Genomic DNA, 19,153 nt, shown 5'->3' with positions numbered 1-19,153 from the left:
GAGCGGGCCGGTGAAGGAACCTTCGGTGCAAGAACCCAGCGCGGCGGCATCGAACGGAAAGTCGTTGCGCGACCGAGGCGAGGTGATCGGCGGCGGGCTGCTGTGGCTGGCCAAGTGGTCGCTGTGCATCGTGGCGATCGCGGCGGGGGCGTGGGTGCTCGGTTCGGTCGCCGCCCGGCTGTGGGTGGTGATTCTGCCCGTCGCGCTGGCGATCGTGGTCGCCACGATCCTGTGGCCGCTCACCCGGTGGCTGACCCGGCACCGGTGGCCGCCCGCGCTGGCCGCGTCGACGACCCTGCTGGGGTTTCTCGCGCTGGTCGCCGGCGTCGTCGCGCTGATCGTGCCGTCGGTGGCCGATCAGGCCCCCGAACTCGTCGACAAGTCCACCGAGGGCGTCAATCAGGTCCGCGACTGGATCCAGGGCCCGCCGTTGCAGATCCGCGACGAACAACTCGATTCCGCGGTCGAAGCCATCGTGGCGCGGCTGCAGTCCAGCGGCGCGCAGATCGCCAACGGGGTGTTCACCGGCGTCTCCACCGCGACCTCGCTCCTGATCACCGTGTTCCTGGTGCTGGTATTGGTGTTCTTCTTCCTGAAGGACGGGCCCCGGCTGCTGCCGTGGATGCACGGGGTGTTCGGCAGCCGCAGCGGCCGCCACGTCGAAGCCGTCCTGGAACGGGTGTGGGCGACCCTGGGTGGATTCATCCGGACTCAGGCCGTCGTCAGCATGGTCGACGCCCTCTGCATCGGTACCGCGCTGTTCATCCTCGATGTCCCGCTCGCGCTGGTGCTGTCGGTGATCACCTTCATCGGCGGATTCGTGCCCATGGTCGGCGCGTTCGTCGCCGGTGCGCTCGCGGTCCTCGTCGCGCTGGTCGGCAACGGGTTCACCACCGCGGTGATCGTCCTCGGCATCGTCATCGCGGTGCAGCAGCTGGAAGGCAATGTGCTGCAACCGGTGCTGCAGAGCCGCAGCATGGAGCTGCACGCCGTGATCGTGCTGCTCGCGGTGACCGCGGGCGGCTCGCTCTACGGCATCACCGGCGCGTTCCTCGCGGTGCCGGTCGTGGCGATGGTCGCGGTGGTCATCCGCTACATCGGCGAGCAGATCGACGCGGCCACCGGAAAGACACCGGCGGAGCCCGACGAATCGGACAGCGACGAGCGCGTGGTGCCCGCGCCGTCGCCCGACCCGGCTCCCTGACCCGTACCGGTCGACGATTCGCGCCGGTGGTCGGGCCGTGACCCCGACACGGTGCCGACAGGGTTCACCTCGGCGACCACCTGGTCTACGGTGAAAGTGTCGCCGCTGTGCCGTGGTCGCGGCGGGAAGAACCTCGTCGAATCCCTGCGAAGGAGGCGGGCGGTGGGCAGGCACGCGGACGTACTCACGGTCGGTGTCGAAGAGGAATTCCTGTTGACCGACCCCGGTACCGGGGCTCCGGCCCCGAAGAACCGTCAGGTCGCCGCCACCGCGCGGCAGGCCGGCATCGATCTGCAGCTGGAGCTGACGCGCTGCCAGGTGGAAACCAGCAGCCGGGTGCACTCCGACATCGGCGAACTGCTGGCGGAGCTGCGCACCTCCCGGCGCCGGATCGCCGAGTGCGCGGCCGACCATGACGTGCGGATGCTCGCGGTCGCGATCCCGCCGACCGTGCCCGACCGGTTCCCGGTGACCGACACCCCACGCTATGAGCGGATCGCGCACACGTTCGGGATGCTCGCCCACGAGCAGGGGCTGTGCGGATGCCACGTCCACGTCGGCGTACCGGACCGCGAGACCGCGGTCCTCGTCGGCAACTATGTCCGGCCATGGCTGCCGGTCCTGCTCGCCACGACGGCGAACTCGGCGATCTATCGCGGTAGTGAGACCGGCTACGCGAGCTGGCGCAGCATCCTGTGGCGGCGCTGGCCCAGCGCCGGTCCGCCGCCGTACTTCACCTCGCTCGACCAGTACGAGGCGATCGTGGCGATGATGCGGGCCAGCGGCAGCATCCTGGACAACAAGATGGTCTACTGGGACATCCGGCCCTCCGAATCGTTCCCCACCGTGGAAATACGGGTCAGCGACATCCCGGCCACCGCGGCGGAATCCGCGCTGCTGGCCGCGTTGATCCGGGGGATCGTGAGCTCCGGGCTGCGCTCGATCGCGAGGGGGGAATCGGCGCTGGCGGTGTCGGGCGAGGTGCTGCGGGCCGCCTACTGGAACGCCGCGCATTCGGGCCTGGACGGCGACGGTCTCGACATGGCCGACAACCGGGTGATCCCGCATCGGGACCTGCTCGCCCGGCTCGTCACGTACATCGAGCCCGCCCTCGTCGAGAGCGGTGACCACGATTTCGTCGTCGCGGCGATCGACGCGCTGCTCAGCCGGGGAAACGGCGCGCGCCGCCAGCTCCAGGCGTTCCGCGCTCGGCGCGACGTCGCCGACGTCGTGGCCGAATCCGCGCGGGCCACGCTGGACGGGTGCTGACGACCCGTCGGCGCACCGTTGTTTGTCCCGGCGCGACCCGGGTACCGCCGGAGTGGGTCCCCAAGACGGCCCACGGTCACCGTGGTGGCCGAGCGAACGTCTGAAAGGAATGCCGCGATGAGCTTTGCGGACAAGGCGAAGAACAAGGCCGAGGAATTGGCGGGTAAGGCCAAGGAGGCCACCGGCAAGGCCACCGACGACCGGGACCTGGAGAACGAGGGTCGTGCGGATCAGGCCAAGTCCAACCTGAAGGACGCCGGCGAGAAGGTGAAGGACGCCTTCCGGAACTGACTCCCGGCCGCGGGGCACCGAGCACGATCGCCGGTGCCCCGCGGGCACTCGCCGGTTTGCCGAAACCGCAATTTCGCGTGCCGGATCGTGGCGAACGTGGGGAGACTGAGGGCCTCGCGGGCCGACGCTCGCGACGGAAGGAGACCGTCGTGTCCGCGACGCCGCGCCGTCCCCGCCGCAGGGATACCCCACCGCCCCGGACCGGCAGCGGCGAGGCCGAGGTGCTGCGCGGCTTCCTCGACTATCTGCGGACGTCGATCGCCGCGAAGGTCGAGGGCGCGCCGGAGCCGCAGGTGCGCACCGCCGCCGTGCCCTCGGGCACGAATCTGCTCGGCTTGCTCGCGCACCTGACCTTCGTCGAACGGTCGATGTTCCTCGGTGACACCGTGACCGACTGGCAGGCCACGTTCCGGGTCGCTCCCGGGGACGGTGTGGGCGACGTCCTCGCCCGCTACCGGTCCGCGGTCGAGCAGACGAACGAAAGCCTGGACGGCTGTACCGATCTCGGCGCACCGCTGCCGCGCCCGCGGCCGGGCCGCCCCGCGCCCAGTGTCCGATGGGCGCTCACCCACATGATCGAGGAGACCGGCAGGCACGCGGGCCACGCCGACATCCTGCGCGAACTGATCGACGGCAGCACCGGCCGCTGACCTGCTTCCGGAATTCCGCATCGATGGGATTTTATGTCGGATAGCCGCTGGTCATAGCCGCAATCTCGCACGTGAGACGCGGGTGGACAGCGGCTTTCGCGTGCGCGGCGGGTCGACAATTCCCAGAGGAACCAGGGCCGAGCTCCGCTCGCGGAGTGCTCCGGCTCAGGTGTGGAACCTCGGAAGGGACGTGATGACCGCGCGCGACAGCTCGGACGACGACGCGTTCGTCGCCCGGGTAGAGCAGTACGCCGACCAGGTGTTGCGGCCCGCGGCCCTGACCACCGACCGCGACGGCGTTCCCGCGGAGCGGATCGGCGAACTGCGGGCGCTGGGTCTGCTGAACCACCTGGCGCCGCCGGAATACGGTGGTCTCGCGATCGATCGGGACACCGATCGGCGGGTACACGAGATCATCGCGGGCGCCTGCTTCAACACCTGGCTGGTCTGGGCGCAGCACGCGCCGCTGGCGGGCAGGATCACGGCCGGTCGCGCCGACGGTACGCCGATATCAGTGTTCGCGGAACGGATCCTGCGCGGCGAACTGCTGCTCGGCGCGGGCGTCAGCGATGTGCGCAGGTTCCCCGAGCACTACATCGAGGCGCGCAAGGCCGACGGCGGCTGGGTGTTCGACGGCACCGTCTCGTGGGTCAGTGGGTGGGGACTCAACGCGGCGCTCGCCGTGGCGGCGGTGGAACCGGGCAGCGAGACCGTGGTGACCGCGCTGGTGCCGGTGAGCGAGCGCACGCACAGCGCCGGCCCGCTCGCGCTCGGCGCGGTGGCGGGCAGCCGGACCGCGCGAGTCCGGCTCGACACGGTGTTCGTGCCCGACGAGAACGTCCTCGGCACGCAGAGCCTCGAGGCGGCCCGTTTCGCCGACATCGGCACCGCCAGTGATGCCAGGGCACACCACTTCGGCCTGGCGGACACGGTGCTCACCGAGCTCGAACAGACCGCGGAACCGCTCGCCCACGCGGTCGCGGCCCGCTGGCGGCCCCGCGTCGCCGAGATCCGCGCCACCGCCTACGCGCTCGCCGACGAGGCCACCGCCGCGGGCGGCGGCCCGCACCGGCTCGACGACCGGCTGGCCACCAAAGTCGCCAGCGGCGAGGCCCTCTCGGCCCTCACTCGCGCGCTGCTCGTCGCCAGGGCCGGGCGCGGCCTCAGCGGCGAGGACACCGCGCAACTGCACGCGCGCTCGGCCCTGTTCGTCCTGGTCCAGGGACAGACCGCCGACGTCCGGCGTGCCCAGCTCACCCACCTCGCCCGCTGATCATCGAACGGAACCACCCCGCATGAGTCTCGAATTCCTCTGGTACATCCCGAATCAGGTCGTTCCCGGCCACCGGGGTGAGCCGGTCACCGCCGACCACAACAGTCTCGACACGCTGACCGCCCACGCCGAGGCGCTGGAGGCCAACGGCTGGAAGGGCGCGCTGCTCGGCACCGGCTGGGGCCGCCCCGACACCCTCACCGTGGCCGCGGCGCTGGCCGCGCGGACCCGCACCTTCGAACCGCTCATCGCGATCCGTCCCGGCTACTGGCGACCCGCGAACTTCGCCTCCGCCGCAGCAACTCTCGACCATCTCAGCGGTGGCCGGGTGCGGGTCAACATCGTCTCCGGGCAGGACGACCTGGCCGCCTACGGCGACAGCGAGGGCGATCAGGCGCACCGCTACGCCCGCACCAAGGAGTTCCTGCAGCTGGTCCGCAAACTCTGGACCGAGGAGAACGTCACCTATCGGGGTGAGCACTTCCAGGTCACCGATTCCACGGTGACCCCGCGCATCGTGCCCCGTGGCGAGCGCCGCCATCCGACGCTGTACTTCGGCGGCGCCTCCGCGGCCGCCGAACGGGTCGCGGCCACCGAAGCCGACGTGCAGCTGTTCTGGGGCGAACCACTCGAAGGCGTCCGGGAACGGATCGAACGCCTGCGCGCGTTGAGCGCCGAACTCGGCCGCGAGCACGCGCCGCTGGAATTCGGGCTGCGGATCACCACCTTCGTCCGCGACACCACCGAGCAGGCCTGGGCCGACGCCGAGGCCAGGGTCGCCGAGATGGCGGCGAATCACGGTGGCGCACCACAGGATCCGCGGCGCCGAACCGCCGTCGGGCAACAGCGGCTGCTCGACCTGGCTGCCCGGGGCGACGTGCTCGACGACAACCTCTACACCGCACCGGGTAAGTACGGTGGCGGCGGCGCCGGCACCACCTGGCTCGTCGGCTCCGCCGAGGATGTCGCCAAATCGCTGCGCAAGTACCGCGATCTGGGCATCACCCACTTCGTGCTGTCGGACACCCCGTACCTGCGCGAGATCGAACGCCAGGGCGAACAGCTGCTGCCGTTGCTCGGAGAGTGAGCACCGACAGCGCCGTCCCGGTCCTGACCGCCGCGCCGGACGCGGGTCACCGGTTCCGGCTGATCGCGGTCTTCGCGGTGACCCAGACCGTCGGCTACGGCGCGATGATCCAGGCCTTCACCGTGCTGCTGCTGCCGATGTCGCAGGCGCTGGCCGTCTCGCGCACCGAGATCGCCGCCGCGGCCACCCTTTCCACGCTCGTCGGCGCCGCGGCGGCCGTCCCGGTGGGCAACCTGCTCGACCGCTACGGTGGCCGGGCCCTGATGACCACGGGCTCGGCGGTGGGGGTCGGCGCGATCGTGCTGTGGTCGCAGGTGCAGAGCCTGGCACAGCTGTATCTGGCGTTCGTCCTGATCGGCCTGGCGCTGGCCACGTCCACCTACGAGGCGGCCTTCGCGGTGCTCGTGGTGGCCACCGAACCGCGGCATCGTGATTCCGCCATCATCGCGGTGACCACCATCGTCGGGCTGGCGACCAGCCTGTACTACTTCTTCGCCGGCTGGCTCGAGACGGAGATCGGCTGGCGGGCAACGCTGCTGGTGCTCGCCGTCGGTTCGGCGGCGATCGTGGTCCCGGCCCATCTGTGGGCCGTGCCGGGGCGGGCCGCGCACGTCAGCCGGGTCGAGCAGCGGGCGGGTGTCCCGCTCGGGGACGCGCTGCGTGACCGCAAGTTCTGGCTGCTGGTGCTGTCGTTCGTGGCGCAGAGCGGTGCGACCTCGGCCTTCCTGCTGATGATGGTCACCTACTTCCGTGACATCGGGCATTCACCCGTCACCGCGGCCGCCCTGCCGATCGCCGTCGGGGTGACCCAGATCGGGTCGCGGCTGGCGCTGGGACCCTTGGCCCGCCGCTTCGGGATGACCGCCGTGACCGGTGCCTCCTTCGCGGTGCAGGGTCTCGGGCTGCTGGCGCTGCCGCTGGCCGGGACCTCGCTCCCGCTGACCCTGGCCTGCATCGTGGCCTTCAGTACGGGTTACGGCACCAGTGTGATCGCCCGGCCGTCGATCGTCGCCGACAATTTCGGCGTGCCGCAGTTCGCCGGCATCCTCGCGGTGATGACGGTGCCGATCGCCCTGTCCAGGGCGGGCGCGCCCCTGGCCGCCACCTGGCTCGGTGACTGGCGCTTCCTGGTCGCCGTCGGGGTGGCCGCGCTGCTGGCGGCCGTGGCCCTGATCCCGTTGTCCCGCACCGTGTCCGAGGACCGCGTCGCCGCTGTTCCGGCAGCGGACTGCGCGGTGACCGGACACAATTGCGCTACGCCGCCCTGACGGCGGAAAACACGGTGGGCCGCCTCTCGGACGAGGGCGGCCCACCGTGTTTCGGGGGCGCTACGCGGGCAGGCTCGCGTAGGCCCGGCGCTCACCCGGAAGGGGCAGCCCGAAGCGTTCGCGCAGGGTCGGCGCCACGTAGTCCCGCTGGAAGAGTCCGCGCTCCTGCAGGATCGGGACCACCAGGGTGGCGAAATTCTCCAGATCCACTGCCGTTTCGGCGGGCATCACGGTGAAACCGTCGGCGGTGCCCGCCGCGTACCAGTCGGCCAGATCGTCGGCGACCTGTTCGGCCGAACCGACGAGCAGCCGATGACCGGAACCGCCCGCGCCCCGCTGGATCAGCTCCCGCGGCGTGCGCGGGCCCTCCGCGATGAGTGCCCGCGTGGAGACGCCGAATCCGGTCGAGAACGCGCCGGCCGGGACGGTGTCGGGCAGGTCGGCGGCGCTGATCGGGTCGTCGGGGCCGAACGCGTCGGCGGGCAGGCCGAGATTCCCCAGCAGCGCGGTGGTGAGCCGTTCGATCGGCAGCTGCGCGTAGAGCTCGCGCTCGCGGCGCCGCGCCTCCTGCTCGGTGGCCGCGACCAGCACCACCACGCCGAGGGAGAGCTTCACGTCGTCGGGATGCCTGCCCGCCGCCGCAGCCCGCTGCCGGATGTCGTTGCGGAACGCGATCGCCTTGGCTCGGGTCTGGGCCACGGTGAACACCACGTCGGCGAAGTCGCCCGCGAGTTTCAGGCCGCCTTCCGACCCGCCCGCCTGGACCACCACCGGCCTGCCCTGCGGTCCGGGCGCCACCGGCAGCGGTCCGGCCACCGAGAAGAACTCGCCGTCGTGGTCGATGCGGTGGATCTTGCCGGTGTCGGCGTAGTGGCCCGTCGCCTTGTCCGCGATCAGCCAGTCGGCCTCCCAGCTGTCCCACAGCCGGGTGACGACATCGAGGAACTCCCAGGCTCGCCGGTAGCGGGTCTCCTTGTCCGGATGGTCGGTCAGCCCGAAGTTGGCGGCGGCGGCCGGAGTTCCGGTGGTGACGATATTGACCGCCGCCCGTCCCTTCGTCACGTGATCGAGTGCCTGGAACCGGCGGGCCAGGTTATAGGGCGAGTTGTAGGTCGTCGACGAGGTGATCACCACGCCGAGGTGCTCGGTGACCGCCGCCAGATTGCCGAGCAGCACGAGCGGATCGATCCCGGTGCCGGGCGCCTCCTCGATCTCCCCGCGCAGCGCGGGCCCGTCCCCGAGGAAGACCGCGTCGATCTTGGCGGCCTCGGCGATCCGCGCCAGCCGCTGGAAGTGATCGATGTCGAGGTAGGCGAGCGGATCGGCGTGCTCGAGCCGCCAGGCGTTCCGGAAGTGGCCCGGCGTCATCAGCGACAGATTGAGATGGAATCCGGTCATCGCTACAGCTTCAGTCCGGTTCCGTGTACACCGTGCTCCTCGATCAGCGCCAGTTCCTCGGCGGTGAAGTCGGGGAAGTCCAGGGCCGCGGTGTTGTGGTCGAGCTGGGCCACCGAGCTGGCGCCGATCAGCGCCGAGGTCACCTCGGGCCTGCGCAGCACCCACTGCAGCGCCAGCTGGGCCAGCGACTGGCCGCGGGCCGCGGCGATCTTGTTCAGCTCGGCGGTGCGCTGCCGGTAGGTCTCGTCGATCACGTCCGGCGACAGGAAGGTGCTGTTCTGCGCGCGGGCGCCCTCGGGGATGGACTCGAGGTACTTGTCGGTGAGCAGGCCCTGTGCCAAGGGCGAGTAGACGATGACGCCGAAGCCGTCGCGCGTCGCGGTGTCGAGCAGCCCGTTGCGTTCCGGGCGGCGATCGTAGATCGAGTACCTGGCCTGGTGGATCAGCAGCGGCACCCCGGCCGCGCGCAACTGCTCGGCGATCTCGTGGGTGCGGTCGGGCTGGTAGTTGGAGATACCGACGTAGAGCGCCTTGCCCTGCTGCACCGCGCTCACCAGCGCGCCGACGGTCTCCTCCAGCGGGGTCTCCAGGTCGGGGCTGTGGTGGTAGAAGATGTCGACGTAGTCGGTGCCGAGGTCGCGCAGGCTGTGGTCGAGCGAGGCCAGCAGGGATTTGCGGGAGCCGCCGCGCAGGTAGGGGCTGGGGCCGATCGGGTTGCCCGCCTTGGTGGACAGGATGATCTCGTCGCGGTACGGCGCGAGGTCCCTGGCCAGCACCCGGCCGAAGTTCTGCTGGGCCGCGCGGTGCGGCGGACCGTAGCGGTCGGCGTTGTCGAAGTGGGTGATGCCCAGATCGAAGGCGTGCAGGATGATCTCGCGCTGGGTGGCGAAGGCGTAGTCGCCGCCGAACTTCTGCCACAGGCCGAAGGAGAAGGCGGGCAGGTCCAGACCGGAGCTCCCGGTGCGGCGGAAGGACGCGTTCTCGTAGCGGTCTTCCGCGGCGGCGTAGGTGGTTTCGAAGGGGCCGTAGCTCATCAGGTGTTCTTTTCTCTCTCGTGTCGGTTCAGAAGAGGCCGGTGGTGGGCGGGTCCTCGCCCGTCAAGTGAAACGCGCCCGCGACGGCCAGCTTCCACTGGCGGGGGTTGTGATTGGCGGCGGTGCGGGCATTGCGCCAGTGCCGGTCGAAGCCCAGACCCCGGTCGGTGATCGACCCGCCGCCCACGTCGAAGACGAGTTCGGCGGCGGCGAGGGCGGATTCGATCGCGATCACCCCGGCCTCGGCCACCTCGACGGCGGCCGCCGCGCCCGCCGCTCTGGCCGCGTCGCCGGTGTGGCGACGCACGTCCTCGAGGGTCTCGGCGGCCAGCAGCACCACCGCTTCGGCGGCGAGCGCGCGGGCCGCGATCTCGCCGACGGTCTGGCGCACGTACGGGTCGTCGACGCTGTCGGTCGCGGTGCTGTGCTTGATCGGGCGGGCCCGCTCGCGCACGTAGCCGACGGCGTCGTCGCGGGCCCGCGCCGCGATGCCCGCCTGCACGGCGGCCAGATACAGCTGGGCATAGGAGCCCTGCCACGGGTTGTCCGGTTCGGTCTCCGGCGCGGGCGTCACCTCGTCGGCCGACACCCGCACCCCGGTGAACCGGGTGGTGCCGCTGGCGGTGAGGCGCTGCCCGATGGCGTCGAAGTCGTCGAGCCGCTCGACCCCGGCGCGATCCACCGGCACGGTGAATCGCAGGATCTCGTCGTCCTCGGTGCGCGCCTGGGTGCCGAACCACTGCGCGTAGAGTCCGCCGGTCGAGTAGAACTTCTCGCCGTCGATCACCCACTCGGTCCCGTCGCGGCGGGCGGTGGCGTTGACCTGTCCGCTGGCACCGCCGGTGCGTTCGTTCACGGTGCCCGCGAACAGGTCCCGGTGCCGTAACCGCTCCAGGAGGGGTTCGCGGTGCGGCAGATCCGGCCTGGCGGCCACCTGGTAGGCGATCAGGAAACTGCTCCGCAGTGCCTGCGCCACACTGGAATCGGCGCGCGCGATCGCGATCACCAGCTCGGTCACCTCGCGCAGCGAGCCGCCCGCCCCGCCGTCGGCCACCGCGATCCCGGTCAGCGTGATGCCCGCGTCGGCGAGCGCGCGGACCTCGTCGAAGGCGTAGTCGCGGGTCTGCTCACGCTGTCGCGCGGTCTCGGCCAGCCGACGCAGGACCGGTGCCGCCGCGGACCGGATCCCGGCCACGGTGAGAGCTGGAACAGACGGGGACACGGGGGCATCGGGCCGGGTGACCGACGACGGGTCGACGGGTGCGGTGGTCATCGCGAACCGCCCGCGTCGGCCGCCGCGTCCCCGTCCGGCTCCACCGGGTCGGCCACCGACGGCCGTTGCCGGTAGTAGCCGGGCACCGGCGTGGTCCCGTTGACCACGAAATTCCCGAGCACCCGTGGCTTGTAGACCACCGGGTTGTGCGAGGCGAGGGTCCTGGCATTGCGCCAGTGCCGGTCCAGGTGGGCGCTGTTGCGCACCGTCGAGGAACCACCCGCGTCGAAAGCCCGTGTCGCGGCGTCGAGAACGGCTTCGATGACGGCGATCTGGGCGGCGGAGGTGTCGAGGTAGGCGCGGGCGTAGGCCGCCTCGTCGCCCGCGGCGTGCGCCGCCTCGAGCTGCTCGGCGGCGTGGCGCAGCAGGGTCTCCGCCGTGAGCCGCCGGGTCTCCAGGGTGCCGACGACGGACAGGATGTCGGGGTCTTCGGTGGCGTGCTGGGTGAGCGCGTGCAGGCTCGTGCGGGTGCGGGCACGCACGATGTCGGCGGTCTCGGCGACGATGCTGCGCGCGATCCCGGTGAGGTTGGCCAGGTGCACGATCTGGACGAAGGAGTCCAGGCCGCGCAGTGATTCCTGGTAGCGCCCGATGTCGCCGTGCTCCTCGACCGGGACGTCCACGAAATAGGTGGTGCCGCTGCCGGTCTGGCGTTGACCGATCCCGTCCCAGTCGTCGGCGTGGGTGACACCGGGATGCCGGGCGGGGATCACCACGAACCCGCGGGTGCCCTCGTCGTCGACCACCGCGGCGCGGATGAAGTCGGCGAACCGCGCGCCGGTGGAGTAGAACTTGGTGCCCGACACCACCCGCACGCCGTCGGCGCCGACGCGGGCCTTGGTGGTGGTGACGCCCCAGCCGGTCGACTCACCCTCGGCGAACGCGGCCTCGGCCACCAGGGCGGAGGGCTCGGACTGCGCGTTGCCGAAGACCGCGCCCGCGCCGACCCGGCGCAACCAGTGCTCGCGGACCACGGGATCGGTTTCGGCGCGCAGGATCTCGGTGGTGGTGAAATGCCCGCGCCAGATCTGCGGGATATTGGAATCGGCCTGCCCCGCCTCGGCGAGCAGCGCGAACAGCGTCGGCAGGTCGACGTCGAACCCGCCGAATTCCACCGGCACCCGCAGCCGGCCGAACCCCGCGTCGGCCAGGGCGCGGATGAGCTCGTCGGGATGCTCGAAGGCCAGATCGCGCTCGCCGGTACCCGGCACGAACTCGGCCAGGACCGCCCGGATGCGGGGGAGTGCTTCGGTCAGGGTCGCGGGTGCGGTGGTGGCGGTGGTCATGACAGTCCTCCGATGAGGTCGCGGCCGGCGATCGCGTCGAGCAGTCGAACGGTGTAATCGTCGGTGGGGGAGGTGAAGACCTGGTCGGCGGTGCCCTGCTCGACGATGCGGCCCTGCCGCATCACCGCCACGTGGTCGGAGATCGCCCGCACCACGGCCAGATCGTGGGAGATGAACAGATAGGTGAGGCCACGGTCCTGCTGCAGTCCCCGCAGCAGATCGAGGATCTGCGCGGCGACCGACACGTCCAGCGCCGAAAGGGGTTCGTCGAGGACGATCACCTTCGGTTCGAGCACCAGCGCGCGGGCGATGGCCACCCGCTGCCGCTGCCCGCCGGACAGCTCCCGTGGGTGCCGGTCGACGAAATCGGCGGGCAGAGCGGCCGCTTCGAGCGCGGCCACCACCCGGTCGCGGTGGGGTCTGCCGCGGCGCAGCCCGCGACGTGGTGCGAACGAGCGCAGCGGTTCGTCGACCACGTCGTAGACGTCGAACCGGGGGTCGAAGGAGGAGAACGGGTTCTGGTAGACGATCTGCACATCGCGCCGCAGCGGCCGGAACTCGCGGCGGCCCAGCCGGGTGACATCGGTACCGAACAGCGACACCTCGCCGGAGTCGGCCTGGGTGAGACCGGTGAGCACGCGCGCGGTGGTCGACTTGCCGCTGCCGGACTCGCCGACGATCGAGAACGTCTCGCCCCGCCGGACCCGGAACGAGATGCCGTCCACCGCCGGAACTCCCGCGTAGTCCTTGCGTAGATCCCGCACCTCGACGACGGTCTCGGCGCCCGCGGCCGGTGCGGGACTGGCTCGCGTCCACGGCCGCCGCGAGGGCACGCAGTCGAGCAGGCGCCGGGTATAGGGGTGCTGAGGATCGGCGACCAGCGGTGCGGTGGGCCCGAATTCGACCAGCCTGCCCTGGCTCATCACCCCGATCAGATCGGCGCGATCGGCGGCAACCCCAAGGTCGTGCGTCACCAGCACCACGCTGGTGCCGGTGCGCCGCCGCACCGCGTCGAGCAGGTCGAGCACCTGCTTCTGGACTGTCGCGTCCAGCGCCGAGGTCGGCTCGTCGGCGATGATCAGGTCGGGCTCCGCCGCGACGGCGGCGGCGATGAGCACCCGCTGCCGCATCCCGCCCGACAGCTCGTGCGGAAACTGCCGGTAGCGGCGCTCGACCTCGGTGAAGCCGACCAGGTCGAACAGCTCGTACACTCGCTCGCGGCGGGCAGTGGCGTCGAGGTCGGTGTGCAGGCGCAGCACGTCCTCGACCTGGTGGCCCACCCGGCGTACGGGATCGAGCGAGACCGTCGGATCCTGCGGGATCAGGCTGATCGCCCGGCCCCGGATCGCCCGCCAGCCCTTCGCGCCGAGCTCGGTGAGGGCCTGGCCACGGAAGGTGATGCTGCCGCCGGTCACCGCGCCGTTGCCGGGGAGCAGGCCGAGCACGGCGTGCGCGGTGGTCGTCTTGCCCGACCCGGACTCACCGACGAGGGCGAGTACCTGTCCGGCGGGCACCGCGAAGGAGACATCGTGCACGGCCGGGACCACCCGGTCACGGACGCGGTAGCCGACGTCGAGGTTCGCGACTGTCAGGACCGGGGTGGCGGCGGATTCGACCGCTGGATCGGCTGTTTCGTGGACGACACTCATGCGGAGGTCCTCCTGGTCAGGTGGCGGGACAGGTGATTGGTCGCCAGCACCACCACGACGATGGTGAGGCCGGGCCACAGCGTGAGCCAGCCACGGGTGGCGATGTAGTTGCGGCCGTCGGAGACCAGCCGCCCCCATTCCGGGTCCGGCGGCTGCGCCCCGAGGCCGAGGAAACTCAGCGAGGCGATCCAGATGATCGCGATCCCGAACTGTACGGTGACCAGCGCGATCGTCGGCCCGATCGAATTGGGGATCACGTGCCGCCACAGGATGGCCGCCGTCGACGCGCCACTGGTGGTGGCGGCCTCGACATAGGTGCTGGAGCGGGCCTTGACGACTTCGGACCGGATGAGCCGGGCGAAGGTCGCGGCCGAGGTGAGGCCGACCGCGATGCCCGCCTGCCACACCCCGAAACCGAGCAGCACCACGATGGTGATCGCCAGCAGGAAGCCGGGGATCGACAGCACGACGTCGATCAGGCGCATGACCAGGCTGTCCGGGAACCCGGCGAACCAGCCCGCGACCGCGCCGAGCAACGATCCGACGAGCACGCCGACCAGGACGGCGATGGCCGAACCCAGCAGCGAGGCCCGCGCCCCGTAGACGATGCGGGCGTACAGATCCCGGCCGAGCTGATCGGTGCCGAACCAGTGCTCGGCCGACGGTGGCTTCAGCTTCTGCGCCGGATTCACCGCCAACGGATCGATACTCGTGAACAACTGGGGGACGACGGCCCACAGCAGCACGGTGCCGACGACGACCGCGGCCAGCACCACCGTCGGGTGCTTGCCGGTCCAGCGCAGCGCCGACCACACCGACCGGCTCGGCCGTCGTGTATCGGACTGCACGGCAGGGGATTCGGCGACTTCGACGGCGGTCATGGCACCACCACCTCGGCGGGCAGACGCCGCGGCACCGGCGCGATGACCGGCACCGGCACGGCGGCGTCGGCGCGCTTGGCGACGCGCGAACCGGAGACCCGGCGGGTCGTCGGGTCCACGAGCACGCGCGGATCGAGGAACGGGTAGGCCAGGTCCACCGCGAGATTCACCAGCACGTAGGCCACCGTCGACAACAGCACGACTCCCTGGACCACGGGCAGGTCCTGGGTGTCGACCGCGCCGACGGTCAACTGGCCGATGCCCTGACGCGCGTACACGGACTCGGTCACGACCGCGCCGGCGATGAGCTCCCCGAACGCGAGCCCGAGCAGCGTGAGCACCGGCAGCGAGGAATTACGGAGCACCGCCTTGCGGAACAGATAACCCTCACCCGCGCCCCTGGCCGCCGCCACGTGCACGAACGGGCGCTGCCGCGTCGCGCGCACCGAGGTGGCGAAGACCTGGGCCAAGGGGGCCGCCACGATCAGCCCCAGCGTCGCCGCGGGCGCGACCAGCGCCAGCGGTGTGCCGTTGTCGACCGACGGGATCAGATGCCAGCGGAACGACAGATACTGCAGCGCGACGACACCCACCACGAAGGTCGGGACCGAGGCGAACACCGCGGGCGCGGAATCGAAGACGCCGCGTAGCCAGGCCCACGGCGCGTAGTTGGCGGCCAGCGCGACCACGACCGCGAACACCACCCCGAAGACCAGGCCGAGCCCGGTCAGCGCCAGTGTGGACGGCAGGACATCGAGGACGGTCTGCGCCACCGGCTTGCCGGTGCTGAGCGAGAACCCGAGGTCACCGTGCAGCAGGCTCCACAGCGCGCGCAGGTATTGCTCCCACACCGGCCGGTCGAGCCCGTAGAACGCGAGCATCTGCCTGCCGGCCTCGGGGGTGATCTGCGCTTCCGGATTCTGGATCCGGTTGGTCACCGAATCGCCCGGCAGTGCGCTGAGCAGCAGGAACGACAGGGTGTAGGCGGCCAACAGCACCAGTACCGCCTGCACAAGCCGTCGCACGACATAGGTGCGCATCCGTCCTCCTACCCGGCGATCCAGGTGTCATAGAGCCAGGTCCTGGCCGTGGACTCGGTGCTGAATCCGTGCACGCTCGGCGCGAGGCCGAACACCTGGGTCTCGTCGTAGAGCGGGATCGCGTAGCCCTCGCCGAAGACCCGGTCCTCGATGGCCTGCACCGCCTTGTTCCGTGCGGCCGGATCGAATTCGAAGGCCTGCGCGCGGACCAGTGCGTCGAGGACCTGATCGGGTGCGGGCGCGAAGAACTCGTTCTGCGCGGTGCTGTCGAACGCGGTGCGCAGCACGTCGGCCTCCGCGCGCGAGGTCTGGCCCTGCACCAGCGACCAGTTGTCCGGGCGGGAGTTACGAATCGACTCGTACTCGGTCTGCGACGCGCTCCGGATCAGCAGCTCGACGCCCGCCTTCTTCCACTGCGACTGCAGCAGTTCGAGCACCGGCTGCGACACCTGGTAGAACGGGGCCACCCAGACCTCGAACTGCAGCCGCTTGCCGTCCTTGGACCGGATGCCGTCACCGCCCTTCTTCCAGCCGGCGTTCTCCAGCAGCGAATTCGCCTTGGCCAGGTCGTAGTTCAGGTACTTGCTCGCGTCACCGCGATGCGGTGTCCCCGCCACCAGGATGGAGGTCGGCACCGGATAGCTGGGGGACAGGACCGTCTGGTTGATCTCGGCGCGGTCGGTGGCCGCCTGCAACGCCAGGCGGACTTCGCGCTCCCGGATCGGCGTCTCCGAATCCAGTTGCGCCGACAGTTTGTTCGTCTGCCCCTGGACCGGGAAGGCCAGGATGCGGCCGCCGTTGGCGGTCACCGTGTCCTCGTCGTACGGGGTGATGTTGCGGGCGATGTGCGCTTCCCCGGATTGCAGCGCGCCGACGCGGGTCCCCGCCTCGGGCACCGTCTTGAACACCACCCGCTCCAGATAGGCTTTGCCCTGATGGCCAGACCCCGCGGGGGCCCAGTTGTAGTCCTCGCGCCGGGTGAGCGTGATACCGGTGTTGCCCTCGACCGACGCGACGACGAAGGGACCGGAGCCGATCCAGTTCTTCGCCTGCCCTTGGCCGTTGAGATCCTTCTCCAGGAACGGCTTGGCCAGGATGGAACCGGCCCGGTAGAACGAGGCGACCTGCAGGAAACCGGCGTTCGGTTTGGTGAAGGCGACCTCGATGGTCAGCGGGTCGATCACGATGGCCGACTGATAGTCGGAGAAGAACCTGTCCGGGGGAATGCCCAATGCCTTGTCGCCCAGCGCGTGCTGGTCGTAGTTGGCCTTCACGATCGCGGCGTCGACCGGGTCACCGTTGCTGAAGGTGACGCCCTTGCGCAGGCGGAAGGTGTACTTCAGCTTGTCGGGACTGATCTCCCAGGACTCGGCCAGCCAGGGCTTGATCTCGCCGGACGCGGGATCCTGCCAGGTGAGCCGCTCGGCGAGATTGTTGGCGACCTGGCTGTTGGACCAGATCGAGTTCGTCGGCAACCAGGCCGTGTACTCGATCGGATCGTAGAAGGTGAGCGTGCCGCCGAACACGGGGTCGCCCGCGGCCTCGCCCGGCGCCGACGAGCTGCCACCGCAGGCGGCCAGCGCCGACGCGAGGGCGATGGCCGCGGTGCCGGAGGCCAGGAGTCTGCGGAATCGAATATTCCTCATTGCGGTGGTGGATCTTTCGTCGAGGAGGATGGTGCTGCGTGCACTCCGGAGATTAAGTCCGGACGCCGCGCATTCCGCGATTTCGGATCGCCAAGAATGGCTACACCGACTTTGTAGTTCGCCTTCACGATCCGGAGTGTCCGGACATTCACGAAAACTGAACAAATCTCGAAGTACAGCTTGGTTGTTCACGGAGTTGCCGTTGTGCAGACTTCGTGAATCCTCGCCCCCCAGGAGTACTTCAGAATGTCATCGAAAAGATTCTCGACGGCGACGCTGCTCGTCGCCACCGCGCTCGTCGCCTCGGTGCTCACCGGGTGCGCCGCCTCCGGTCCCCGGGTCGCGGGCAGTGACGACGCGGGCCCGCCGGTCGCGGGCGGCACCCTGCGTTTCGCGGTGCTCGACGCACCGGCCAATCTCGATCCGCACTCCGGCAGTTCGTACCCGGAGTCACTGATCACCAGCAATATCGCCGACAAATTGACCTACCAGAACCCGGCGACCGGTGCCATCGAACCGTGGCTGGCGACCTCCTGGGAGATCGATCCGGAGCTGACCGCACTCACTTTCCATCTACGCGACGACGTCACTTTCAGCGACGGCTCGAAATTCACCGCGGATTCGGTGAAGGAGAACTTCGATCTGCTCGGCCGTGGCGACAAGGCGCTGGGTATCGTGCCGGTCACCGCGTACTGGGTCGGCTACACCGGCACCACGGTCGTCGATCCGAACACCGTGCGCGTGACCTTCGACCGGCCGAACGCCGGCTTCCTGCAGGCACTCTCGCTCTACTTCTCCGGCATCGTCGGGCATTCGACGCTGCAACTGCCCAAGGAACAGCGTGGTCTGGCCCAGAACCTGGTCACCACCGGACCGTTCGTCGTCGCCGAACACGTCTACCAGCAGAAGACCGTGCTGAAGAAGCGCCCCGGCTACCAGTGGGCGCCCGCGAGCCGCAAACACAACGGCGAGGCGTACCTGGACGCGGTGGAGATCTCGGTGATCCCCGAGGCCGCGGTGCGCACCGGTGCGCTGCGCGCCGGTCAGGTGGACGCGATCCTGGACGTGAACAACACCGACGAGGCGCCGCTGACCGCGGAGGGCTACCGGATCATTCCGCAGCTCATCCCCGGTCGCGACATCGCCTTCGACTTCAAGACCGATCTGTTCCCGACCGACGACCGCGCCGTGCGCGAGGCCGTGAAGCTGGGCTGGAATCGCGACGCGCTCGCCAAGACCGTGCTCACGCCCAGCTACCAGGTGTCGAGCTCGGTGATCTCGGCTCGGGTGCCCGGATACGTCGACTTCTCCAAGGATCTGAAGCAGGACCAGGCGAGGGCCGAGCAGATCCTGGATGCGGCCGGCTGGAAGAAGGGCGCCGACGGCATCCGCGTCGACAAGGACGGCCGCAGGCTGGAGCTCGCGCTGCTCGGTATCAACAACCTGGTCAACAACAAGCCCGCCTACGAGCTGATCCAGCAGGATCTGCGCAAGATCGGTATCGACCTGAAACTCAACGTCCTGCCGATCCCGGACTACACCGCGGCCGCCACCCAGCAGAAGCGCTGGAACATCCAGGTGGCCAACCAGAGTCGCGCCGACGTCGCGGTGCTCGAACAGGTGTACTCGCCGCAGTACACCAATACGCCCAAGCTGTCGCCGGAGAACCCGCTCTACCAGCAGGCGATCGACAAGCTCTCCGCGGTGAGCAAGACGCTCGACCCCGGCAATCGCGCGGCGGCGGCCGAGGCGGCCCAGCGGTTCCTGCTCGACGAGCAGGTGCTCACCGTCCCGGTCTACAACCCGGCCCAGGTGACCGCCGCCGGTCCGCGGGTGCACAACGTGGGGTACGAGGCGCAGTCCCGCAACGTCTTCTACGACACCTGGCTCGAGCCGAGGTAGCC

At 70.1% G+C, this 19,153-nt stretch carries 16 protein-coding genes; 8 read left to right on the top strand and 8 right to left on the bottom strand.

The annotated features are described in order from the left end of the window. Window positions 1–25 precede the first annotated feature (25 nt). From ACFVW6_RS17440 to ACFVW6_RS17410, 7 genes are all read left to right on the top strand, one after another. Entirely contained in the window at window positions 26–1,204 is a 1,179-nt protein-coding gene (locus ACFVW6_RS17440; RefSeq protein ID WP_378828637.1) for an AI-2E family transporter, read from the top strand. A 162-nt stretch (window positions 1,205–1,366) separates the two neighbouring features. After that, entirely contained in the window at window positions 1,367–2,473 is a 1,107-nt protein-coding gene (locus ACFVW6_RS17435) for a glutamate--cysteine ligase (RefSeq protein WP_378828635.1), read from the top strand. A 117-nt stretch (window positions 2,474–2,590) separates the two neighbouring features. Further along, complete coding sequence (locus tag ACFVW6_RS17430; RefSeq protein ID WP_378828633.1) at window positions 2,591–2,764, top strand: CsbD family protein; 174 nt, start codon at window positions 2,591–2,593, stop codon at window positions 2,762–2,764. A 149-nt stretch (window positions 2,765–2,913) separates the two neighbouring features. Further along, window positions 2,914–3,414, top strand: a complete 501-nt coding sequence (locus ACFVW6_RS17425) for a DinB family protein (protein WP_378828630.1) — start codon at window positions 2,914–2,916, stop codon at window positions 3,412–3,414. Window positions 3,415–3,607: 193 nt separating this feature from the next. Then, on the top strand, window positions 3,608–4,687 hold the full coding sequence (locus ACFVW6_RS17420; RefSeq protein ID WP_378828628.1) for an acyl-CoA dehydrogenase family protein: 1,080 nt from the start codon (window positions 3,608–3,610) through the stop codon (window positions 4,685–4,687). A 22-nt stretch (window positions 4,688–4,709) separates the two neighbouring features. After that, the gene (locus tag ACFVW6_RS17415) at window positions 4,710–5,774 is read left to right on the top strand and encodes an LLM class flavin-dependent oxidoreductase (protein WP_378828625.1); all 1,065 of its coding nucleotides are present in this window, start codon (window positions 4,710–4,712) and stop codon (window positions 5,772–5,774) included. After that, window positions 5,771–7,042: an MFS transporter gene (locus tag ACFVW6_RS17410; protein ID WP_378828623.1), complete on the top strand. Its 1,272-nt coding sequence runs from the start codon at window positions 5,771–5,773 to the stop codon at window positions 7,040–7,042. Before ACFVW6_RS17415 ends, ACFVW6_RS17410 begins: the two co-directional genes overlap by 4 nt. A gap of 60 nt (window positions 7,043–7,102) precedes the next feature. Here the strand turns inward: ACFVW6_RS17410 and ACFVW6_RS17405 are convergent, their stop codons facing one another. Genes ACFVW6_RS17405 through ACFVW6_RS17370 form a run of 8 tightly spaced genes read right to left on the bottom strand, consistent with a single transcriptional unit; the run spans window position 7,103 to window position 17,249 of the window. Beyond that, window positions 7,103–8,440: an NtaA/DmoA family FMN-dependent monooxygenase gene (locus ACFVW6_RS17405; protein ID WP_378828621.1), complete on the bottom strand. Its 1,338-nt coding sequence runs from the start codon at window positions 8,438–8,440 to the stop codon at window positions 7,103–7,105. Between the two features lie 2 nt (window positions 8,441–8,442). Next, entirely contained in the window at window positions 8,443–9,474 is a 1,032-nt protein-coding gene (locus ACFVW6_RS17400) for an aldo/keto reductase (RefSeq protein WP_378828618.1), read from the bottom strand. 28 nt (window positions 9,475–9,502) lie between these two features. Next, on the bottom strand, window positions 9,503–10,747 hold the full coding sequence (locus ACFVW6_RS17395; RefSeq protein ID WP_378828616.1) for an acyl-CoA dehydrogenase family protein: 1,245 nt from the start codon (window positions 10,745–10,747) through the stop codon (window positions 9,503–9,505). Then, on the bottom strand, window positions 10,744–12,033 hold the full coding sequence (locus ACFVW6_RS17390) for an acyl-CoA dehydrogenase family protein (protein WP_378828614.1): 1,290 nt from the start codon (window positions 12,031–12,033) through the stop codon (window positions 10,744–10,746). Before ACFVW6_RS17390 ends, ACFVW6_RS17395 begins: the two co-directional genes overlap by 4 nt. After that, window positions 12,030–13,682 (bottom strand): dipeptide ABC transporter ATP-binding protein, encoded by a 1,653-nt coding sequence (locus tag ACFVW6_RS17385; protein WP_378828611.1) that lies wholly within the window; start codon window positions 13,680–13,682, stop codon window positions 12,030–12,032. Before ACFVW6_RS17385 ends, ACFVW6_RS17390 begins: the two co-directional genes overlap by 4 nt. After that, on the bottom strand, window positions 13,679–14,563 hold the full coding sequence (locus ACFVW6_RS17380) for an ABC transporter permease (RefSeq protein WP_378828608.1): 885 nt from the start codon (window positions 14,561–14,563) through the stop codon (window positions 13,679–13,681). The genes ACFVW6_RS17385 and ACFVW6_RS17380 overlap by 4 nt, the downstream gene beginning before the upstream one ends. Beyond that, a complete protein-coding gene (locus ACFVW6_RS17375) occupies window positions 14,560–15,603 on the bottom strand; it encodes an ABC transporter permease (RefSeq protein WP_378828606.1) in 1,044 nt (347 codons plus the stop codon). Before ACFVW6_RS17375 ends, ACFVW6_RS17380 begins: the two co-directional genes overlap by 4 nt. A gap of 8 nt (window positions 15,604–15,611) precedes the next feature. Beyond that, window positions 15,612–17,249: an ABC transporter substrate-binding protein gene (locus ACFVW6_RS17370; RefSeq protein ID WP_378828604.1), complete on the bottom strand. Its 1,638-nt coding sequence runs from the start codon at window positions 17,247–17,249 to the stop codon at window positions 15,612–15,614. A 246-nt stretch (window positions 17,250–17,495) separates the two neighbouring features. On the opposite strand from ACFVW6_RS17370, the gene ACFVW6_RS17365 reads away from it, so the two are divergent. After that, window positions 17,496–19,151 (top strand): ABC transporter substrate-binding protein, encoded by a 1,656-nt coding sequence (locus ACFVW6_RS17365; RefSeq protein WP_378828602.1) that lies wholly within the window; start codon window positions 17,496–17,498, stop codon window positions 19,149–19,151. The last annotated feature ends 2 nt before the right edge of the window (window positions 19,152–19,153 follow it).

It is taken from the genome of Nocardia sp. NPDC058244 (genome assembly GCF_042882065.1).
GTDB lineage: Bacteria > Actinomycetota > Actinomycetes > Mycobacteriales > Mycobacteriaceae > Nocardia.
The sequence above is the reverse complement of the archived record's forward strand: the minus strand, read 5'-3'. Positions and strand labels throughout refer to the sequence as shown.